This window comes from Psychrobacter glacincola (assembly GCF_904846215.1).
GTDB lineage: Bacteria > Pseudomonadota > Gammaproteobacteria > Pseudomonadales > Moraxellaceae > Psychrobacter > Psychrobacter glacincola.
The window spans coordinates 1-7,903 of sequence record NZ_CAJGZK010000038.1 but is presented as its reverse complement, the minus strand read 5'-3'; the positions used below and the strand labels follow the sequence as shown (position 1 = coordinate 7,903).

Here is a 7,903-nt window from a genome sequence, read left to right as displayed (position 1 = left end):
CAATAGAACCCCCTTTGCTGACGACAATACCACGATGGAACCACCTGATCCCTTCTCGAACTCAGAAGTGAAACATCGTCGCGCCAATGGTAGTGTGGTTCGCCCATGTGAGAGTAGGTCATCGTCAGCTCTCTATTCCTGAAAATCCCCCGCCTAGTTATCTAGGCGGGGGATTTTCTTTGTTCTGGAAAAGATGTTTTGACTTTTCCATTTTGCATAAAGTAATCGATTGATGTTGCTGTTGCATATAAATATCGCTACTATGAATATAAGCCGTATAGCCTATACGGTTTGAGAATAATTCATAATCAAAGGAATGATATAACTATGACTATTGCAAAAAATATTGAAGTGAGCAGCACCTCTGAAACCAGTTTTGAAGATGCTATCCAAAAAGGAATTGCTCGGATAGCCAAGACCGTCAGCAACGTTCAAGGAGCATGGGTAAAAGAGCAAAAAGTTGGCATCACTAATGGCAAAATTAGTAAGTATCATGTCATTATGATAGTCAGTTTCGTGATCAATGATGACTCCGATTTAGGCTAGTTGCTAACATTGGAACCAGTTTCTGATATTCAAACCAGTTTCTGACATGTAAGTTGGCTATTCAAAGTTAGATTGATTATCAACCACACAACCTATAAAAAAGACTGCATTGGCAGTCTTTTTTTGGTGCTTATTTCCTTGGTTAATTGTTTCTTTAAATACTGTTTTTAAATAGTGATTAGTATTTAAATATACTCTAGACAATGTGCTTAAAAAACCTCTTATTAGTAGCTGTGGAGATTATAATCTTCCTGACTTCTCATCGTATTATTGCTCTAACAATATGGTTTTTTATTAGATTAAGATTATGACAGCACAATGACATTATCATAACTCTTCTCCTCATTATAAAAGAGGGTAGATGTAGTAAAATCAATGAACCTCAGTCTTCAAATATTTTCATATAAAAATTTATAAGTAGATAAAATTATGGCAGTCGATTTTAGCAATACTCTGATAGTCGCAATTTCTGCAACCGCCCTGTTTGATTTATCAGAATCTGAAAACTATCTGCTACAGTTGTTGCAGCAACGACCTAGCGAGGCTATCAAAGAATTTCGTGATTATATGGTAGAGCGTGAAAATGATCCTCTGAGTATTGGCGCAGGCTACCCTCTTATCAAAGCCTTGCTTAATTTAAATAAGCAGAGTAACCAATCTACGGCATTAGATCCGAATATTGAAACGCCATTAGTTGAAGTGGTTATCGTCTCTAAAAGTAGTCCTGATACTGGTATTCAGGTGCTCAATGCTATCCGTGAGCATAAGCTCAATATCTCACGTTCAGCATTTATATCAGGTAGTTCAGTAGCGCCTTATATTGACGATTTTAATGTTGATTTGTTTTTGACGACAAATCTTGAGGATGCACAGCAGGTTGCTGATGCTGATATCTGTGCCTGTGCGATATTGGATGCAACGCCAGTCAATACCCGCGAGCTTGATACCAAGCAGCTGCGTATTGCTTTTGATGGTGATGCGGTATTATTTGATGATTCAGGCGAGCTGCTTTACAAACAAAAAGGGTTGCAAGCTTTTCATGACCGCGAAGCCACAATGCGCGATTTACCAATAGAAAAAGGTCCTTATGCAGAGTTATTGATTAAACTGTCCAAAATGCAAGAGCGTCTGCCTGCCAGTCTTCACTCTTGTCCGATGAAGATAGCCTTGGTAACGGCTCGCAATGCCCCAGCGGATTTGCGAGCTATCAAGACCTTACGTGAATGGGGAGTCAATGTAGATATGGCATTTTTTTTAGGTGGGCTTGAAAAAACAGCGGTGCTAAAAACCTTTGCACCACACATTTTCTTTGATGATTCGGTTAAACATATCGACGCGGCTCGCAGCTTTGTACCAACGGCGCTAGTGCCTTATCATTCAACCTCGCTATTACACGCCAATAGTATGTTAACTTCTGATAAAGATGCGTCATCACTATCGTTTAAACCTGTAGAAAATACAATTTTGGCTGCCAGTCAATAACGTACATTTAATCAGATAAAAAGGATATAACAGCAAATGAAATGGCAGCAAGTGATGACGCTCTTGATTACTCGCATTAAGCAAGTATTTGGTTTATATGCTTTTGTACTGATACCAATGTGGGTGATGTTTTTTCTTAATGACACCGTATTTTTTGGTCTATGGAATATTTTTGGTATTGTGCCACGTACATTGGATGTAGGCAGTATGATAGGGGTATTTGCGTCATGGACGATGCATGGTAATTTCTCACATCTAGTGGGAAATTCGCTGACACTCATGCAGATTTTATTTTTGTTTGGCTTATTTGAAAATAATGCTTATCGTACTACTCTTAAGCTCATTGTCGCCTCAGGTATCATGACTTGGTTGATAGCTTCGCCACTCACCATTCATATCGGTGCCTCAGGGCTTTGTTTTGCGATGCTTGGGTTTATGATAGGCGGCGCAGTATTTGCGAGGCGCTGGGGCTATTTGCTTGCTTGTATAGTCATGGGTACGGGTTATTGGCTGACCATTAAGCAAGGCTTGATACCGCAGCAGGGTATCTCATTTGCGGCGCACTTTGGTGGTCTATGCGCCGGATTGTTGTTGGGGGCCAATTCAAAGCATAGTTATACAGAAATAAGTAATCGTTATTAGCCTTATTTTTTGGCAAATATATTTAGACATTCTGTTCAATAAGTCATCAAGATAACTGTAAGTCAGCTAACAATGGCTGCAATGAGTTATTTTTTGTTGATACAAACATTGATATATAACGGGTCACTCTTTTCTAAAGGTCGCCAAGCAGTAGTGTGTTTCACATGCTCATCGATACTTAACTTACTGTCTTTTTCTTGTAGCACATAATCTGCACGGGCAGGGACCGCGCAGTCAATCACTTGCGGGACTTGCTGCACACTTCTACGTCTCTCAAACAAATACAGATTGACCAAATAAACATCTGGGTTATCGGCATTAGCACGAGCGTGTCCGCTATCAGCCGCTATAAATCGTAACGTTTGTGGTTTAACGTAAGACCAAGGGCGAAACCACGTACCTTCTTCAACTTTTTTGACAACATGTACACCTTCAGGTAGCTGTGCAAGCTGTTGACTGAACCAGCTGTATTCTTGGCTTATTTGAAAGCCAAAGATACCAATAGCCCCAAACAAGGGAATGAGCCATCTCGGCGCTTTCTTACCTGCAAGTTTGCTGAGGTGAGTGATGACCAGTGCTATCCCGGCTAAACCAAATCCAGCTGCTATGGTAGCGATAAACTCAAAAAGCATAGGACTTTTCCTTAACGCAATCAGCGCATTTCATACCAATTATTAAAAATAAAACCACGTTTTCAACTTTTTAAGCGTATTCATTATGGCGCTTCTTATATAGTCAAAACACCTTAAAATCGCTACGATGCTGCTGGTATCAATTTTTTGCAGCCTCTGCTAGCGTAGCTACAGCAAGCAAGAAAAATTGATATCAGCGGCACGTGATGTATCGATATTACTTTTCTATGACTATAGTTGTCTTTCCCATTAATTTTTACTCCAAAATGGCTCGAGTAAAAAAATCATTTTCTATTAATCAATTTATAACCATACGATTTGTAACAAGCAGAGGATAAAAAAATCACTCACGAGCAGCTGCTGCCTGTGAGTGATATATTATCGTAAAAAACCATACGTCATTTGCTAGCTTATATCGAAGTTTAGTGGTCGATTGCGCCGCCAGCGCCACGTGGAGAACGTACACTTTCAACCAATTCTTGAATGTGTGCTGGTGGTGGCGCAGTCGCATAAGAAACTGCGAATGCTACGATAAAGTTAAGCAAGGCACCAATCACACCAAATGATAATGGTGAGATACCAAACAACCAGTACTCTTCAGTATCAGGGAAGTTTGCTGTACCTGTGATGAAGAACCAGCCTTTATAGATGAAGATATAAACTAAGATACTAATCAAACCTGTGAGCATACCAGCGATGGCGCCCAAGTTGTTAATACGTTTAGAGAAAATACCCATCATCAAAGCAGGGAACAGTGAGGCACCGGCAATACCAAAGGCCAATGCAACGACCTGTGCAGCAAATCCTGGTGGATTAATACCTAAGTAGGTAGCAACCACGAGCGCAATAGCCATCGTGATACGTGCGACTTTTAGCTCGCCTGCATCAGTGATATTTGGATTAAGGTTACGTTTAATCAAATCATGACTGATCGCTGATGAGATGGCAAGTAGTAGACCAGCTGCTGTAGATAGCGCTGCTGCCAAACCACCTGCGGCGATAAGACCAATAACCCAGCCTGGTAGCTGTGCGATTTCTGGATTCGCCAATACTAAGATGTCAGCGTTGACGTCAAGCTCGTTACCTGCCCAACCTCTGTCAACAAAGATACCATCACGCTCTAAAGCATGTTCAGCTTTTGCTTTTTCAACGGTAGTCGTTGCAGTAGCAACATCGCCGCCATCAGTAGTAGCGGCAGCCAATGCTAGCTCTGCTGCACCAAGTCCACTATCATTATATAACTGGATGCGACCGTCGTTATTTAGATCTTTATACTTAATAAGACCGGTTTCTTCCCATGTTCTCATCCAATCTGGACGTTGATCATATTCGATAGCAGGAGCGTCAACACCTTGTGGATAAACAGTATCGATTAGATTTAGACGCGCCATTGCACCTACTGCTGGCGCAGTGAAGTATAGGAGCGCGATAAATACCAACGTCCAACCAGCTGTCCAACGCGCATCCGCAACTTTAGGAACCGTGAAAAAGCGAATAATAACGTGCGGTAGACCCGCGGTACCAATCATCAGTGATAACGTAAATAGCACCATATTTAGCTTGTTCGGTACGTCAGCGGTATAAGCGGTAAAGCCTAAGTCGACGACGATTTGGTCAAGCTTGGTTAGGATAGGAATGCCTGATTCAACATGGTTTGAGAACAAACCAAGACCTGGAATTGGATTACCCGTCAACTCAAGTGAGATAAAGACGGCAGGAATCGTATAGGCAATCATAAGAACCACATACTGCGCAACCTGGGTGTAGGTAATCCCTTTCATACCACCAAGTACGGCGTAGAAGAATACAACAACAGCCGCAATAATCAAGCCAGTGGTACTGTCAACTTCTAAGAAGCGTGAGAATGCGACACCAGCACCTGTCATCTGACCGATAACATAAGTGGTCGATGCGATAATCAAACAAACCACGGCAATCATAGCAGCGGTCTTAGAATAAAAACGGTCACCGATAAAATCAGGAACTGTGAACTTACCGAATTTACGTAGATAAGGCGCTAGGAGCATGGCGAGTAGAACATAACCACCCGTCCAACCCATTAAGTAAGTTGATGCCGCATAACCGCCAGTGGCGATAATACCAGCCATTGAGATAAATGATGCAGCACTCATCCAGTCAGCTGCCGTTGCCATACCGTTAACAACAGGATGTACACCGCCGCCAGCAACATAGAATTCACTGGTCGAACCTGCACGTGCCCACCAAGCGATACCGAAGTATAAAGCGAAGGACAGACCTACAAAAATGATATTAATCGTAAATTGACTCATAGGGCTATTCCTCGTCTACACCATATTGTTTATCGAGTTTATTCATGCGCCATGCATAGAAGAAAATTAAGGCGATAAAGACGATAAGAGCACCTTGTTGTGCAAACCAAAAGCTGATATCAGTACCACCTATTCTAATACCTGACAATAATGGACGTAGCAAGATACCAAAACCATAAGAGACTAACGCCCAAATGACGAGGCTAACTTTAATGAGACGGAGATTGGCGCGCCAATAACCTGATGAATCGTTGTGGTTCTCCATAGGACAACTCCTTTTGCCTAACATAAAAACAAGGTCACTGATTTGAGTCTGACAAGTCCTTGTGCTTTAGCGTCTATGCTACTGTGCGCTACAGCTTGATACGCTGTCTATATTACAATCATAAAATCTGCATATAGCTTGCTAAAGCAAAATGACCAATCAGGATAAGTAACCCAAAATTATCAAACACATAAGCAAATTCTTTTAATGCTAGCGATACTTACACCCTACACCGATATTAAGTTACTCGGCATGATCAGCATAAAATTTGCAGTATAAAAATAATATCAATCTTTCAAATTCAACCCAATCATTATCTAGTAACAAAAATGAGAAAAGGTTTTATCAAATTTAGCAGATATAAATAATGATATTTAAGGAGGAGGGTTGGTATGGGCTGACAATCCTCTGTCTTATTATTCATATCTTCTTCCCGACGATATGGCTTCGATACTTAAAAATTATTCATGCCAACAAGTATTGCAAGAACTTTTTATAAACTTATTAGGAATATATACAATATTGACTTAATTAACAATAAATAAATTTTATTTACTTTATGTAACTAACTATTCGTTTCATAGAAACTTTCACTAACTTATGTTAGCGAAAGCCAGTAAATACCACATGTCTGAGACAATAGCATACAATACCTTGTTTATATTAAGGATTTACTATAGCAACTAGATTAATGGCTAAAATCAAAGTATGGCATTTATTTTAAAAATAACGGTTATATAGATAAATTTTTTATAATAAATAAGGACGACATAAATATAATTGCAATATCACAATTATTAATCAGTCCTAAAAGTTTCTCATAGAGTATAAGTTATAATAATAAATTTATTAATTTTAATATTTTACTCATCAAAAGTTCATAAACAAACAAAGTCGAAATAATGGATTGAAATATAGTCTAGTCCAAATAAAACCGATACAATCTTATTAACAATTGCATTTGATGAAATAAACGATGACTTATTCAATAGACTATCGCAAACAGGTACTTTCTAGCATCGCTGATGGTATGACCATACGAGAAGCGTCCCTGTTTTATGGACTTAGTACCAGCACCATTCACAGCTGGCAGCAGAATTTAGTCCCTAAAATAACCAGAAATAAAGAACCGACTAAAATACCTGATGATGCGTTGATTGAAGACGTAAAAAGATACCCCGATGACTATAACTATGAAAGAGCTCGTCGGTTAAGTTGTAGTAAAACGGGCATCTTCAATGCTCTAAAGCGTCTTGGCATCAGCCAAAAAAAAGACCTTAGAACACCCAAAAGCGTGTCCGATAAAAAGAGCGATATTCCAGAATAGGCTTGATCGCTTTACTCAGCAATGCTATCCCATTGTCTATATGGATGAAAGCGGCTTTGAGGCTGAAACCATTCGTTCCCATGGCTATGCACCGATTGGCAAACCCTGTATCGATAGCTACAACTGGCAAGCAAAGAAGCGTACGAATGTCATCGGAGCTCTCTATGAAAAAATGCTATTTGCGCTTGAGTACGTTGAGCAGAATATCAATAGCAATATATTTTATGATTGGTGTAAGTTCACACTTATTCCAAGTCTTAAAACCAAGAGCGTGATTGTCATGGATAACGCTCGGTTTCATAAAAGTAGACGCATTCAAAAACTACTCAACAGGCATGATCATCGTATTTTATGGCTGCCGCCGTACAGCCCTGATCTGAACCCTATCGAGAAAAAATGGGCACAGGCTAAGTTTCTACGCCAAGGATGGATGGAGAATAATCTACCTAAACTGTTTCATGATATGGGCTGTATCGATTTTATAAAGACTTAACTATAGTTAAATAAGCACCAGTCGGTTAAAATACCTCATCATGATATGGGTGATTTTATTGCTATAGTCAACGAACAATAAAGCCGATACAATAACCATTATGGCATATTCAAAAGATTACCGACAAATGATATTAAGGAAACTAGAAGACGATCACACCTATCGTCAACTTGCTCTGGAGTATCAAATAAGCACCAGCACCATACAAAGCTGGTGTAAAAACAT

At 39.8% G+C, this 7,903-nt stretch carries 8 protein-coding genes and 1 rRNA gene; 6 read left to right on the top strand and 3 right to left on the bottom strand.

Features of this window, described 5'->3' with window-relative positions; all coding sequences use genetic code 11:
• The first annotated feature begins 16 nt into the window (after positions 1-16).
• The 4 genes from rrf to JMW90_RS13075 all read left to right on the top strand — a co-directional run bounded on the left by rrf (position 17) and on the right by JMW90_RS13075 (position 2,670).
• A 5S ribosomal RNA gene (gene rrf, locus JMW90_RS13090) occupies positions 17-130 on the top strand.
• Between the two features lie 197 nt (positions 131-327).
• A complete protein-coding gene (locus JMW90_RS13085; RefSeq protein WP_201564697.1) occupies positions 328-546 on the top strand; it encodes a dodecin family protein in 219 nt (72 codons plus the stop codon).
• Positions 547-975: 429 nt separating this feature from the next.
• Entirely contained in the window at positions 976-2,028 is a 1,053-nt protein-coding gene (locus tag JMW90_RS13080; RefSeq protein WP_201564695.1) for a 5'-nucleotidase, read from the top strand.
• A gap of 36 nt (positions 2,029-2,064) precedes the next feature.
• The gene (locus JMW90_RS13075) at positions 2,065-2,670 is read left to right on the top strand and encodes a rhomboid family intramembrane serine protease (protein WP_201564694.1); all 606 of its coding nucleotides are present in this window, start codon (positions 2,065-2,067) and stop codon (positions 2,668-2,670) included.
• 86 nt (positions 2,671-2,756) lie between these two features.
• Here JMW90_RS13075 and JMW90_RS13070 read toward each other — a convergent pair whose 3' ends face one another.
• The 3 genes from JMW90_RS13070 to JMW90_RS13060 all read right to left on the bottom strand — a co-directional run bounded on the left by JMW90_RS13070 (position 2,757) and on the right by JMW90_RS13060 (position 5,858).
• Positions 2,757-3,302 (bottom strand): hypothetical protein, encoded by a 546-nt coding sequence (locus JMW90_RS13070; RefSeq protein ID WP_201564693.1) that lies wholly within the window; start codon positions 3,300-3,302, stop codon positions 2,757-2,759.
• A 422-nt stretch (positions 3,303-3,724) separates the two neighbouring features.
• Positions 3,725-5,593 (bottom strand): sodium:solute symporter family protein, encoded by a 1,869-nt coding sequence (locus tag JMW90_RS13065; protein ID WP_201564692.1) that lies wholly within the window; start codon positions 5,591-5,593, stop codon positions 3,725-3,727.
• Between the two features lie 4 nt (positions 5,594-5,597).
• Positions 5,598-5,858 carry a DUF4212 domain-containing protein gene (locus tag JMW90_RS13060; protein ID WP_011514563.1) on the bottom strand — a complete coding sequence of 87 codons (261 nt, stop codon included), beginning with the start codon at positions 5,856-5,858 and terminating at the stop codon, positions 5,598-5,600.
• 976 nt (positions 5,859-6,834) lie between these two features.
• Between JMW90_RS13060 and JMW90_RS13825 the strand changes: the two genes are divergently transcribed.
• Both JMW90_RS13825 and JMW90_RS13055 read left to right on the top strand, forming a co-directional pair.
• On the top strand, positions 6,835-7,185 hold the full coding sequence (locus JMW90_RS13825; RefSeq protein ID WP_227691973.1) for an IS630 transposase-related protein: 351 nt from the start codon (positions 6,835-6,837) through the stop codon (positions 7,183-7,185).
• Positions 7,112-7,678: an IS630 family transposase gene (locus tag JMW90_RS13055; protein ID WP_227691972.1), complete on the top strand. Its 567-nt coding sequence runs from the start codon at positions 7,112-7,114 to the stop codon at positions 7,676-7,678. The genes JMW90_RS13825 and JMW90_RS13055 overlap by 74 nt, the downstream gene beginning before the upstream one ends.
• Positions 7,679-7,903: the final 225 nt, after the last annotated feature.